The 387-nt window shown below is 58.7% G+C and carries 1 pseudogene; it reads left to right on the top strand.

Annotated elements, in window-relative coordinates:
* Positions 1 to 162 precede the first annotated feature (162 nt).
* Positions 163 to 387, top strand: a pseudogene (locus tag SOP95_RS32015) (ABC transporter substrate-binding protein); the annotation flags it as partial.

Here is a 387-nt window from a genome sequence, read left to right as displayed (position 1 = left end):
AATGTCGACTGACACACCGCTATCGGAGGCAAGCCACCTCCCACATTTGGGCTGCATTTCAACCACACATCGTTTCATTCAATAACAGGCCTGCCCACAGGCCCTTGCTCCACCGTATCGCCATTGCCACTCCTGCCAATAACTAAACCAGGGAGTCACCCCATGCAGCGTCGTACGTTGTTGAAAGCCAGTCTTACCGCAGCCGCCGCCCTCAGCCTCCCGCTGAGCGTTCGGTCTGCATTCGCCGCCGAGCCCTTTACCTTTTACGGCCTCAAGTCCATGTCTGGCGCCTTTGCCAGCTATGGCAAGTTTGCCGACATGGGTTCGCGCCTGGCGGTGGAACAACACCCCGAGCTGCTCGGCCGCCCGCTGAACTACAAGGTGATC

This window comes from Pseudomonas sp. YuFO8 (assembly GCF_035065025.1).
Taxonomy (GTDB): Bacteria; Pseudomonadota; Gammaproteobacteria; order Pseudomonadales; family Pseudomonadaceae; genus Aquipseudomonas; species Aquipseudomonas putida_AE.
This window is presented reverse-complemented; position numbering and strand designations above follow the sequence as displayed.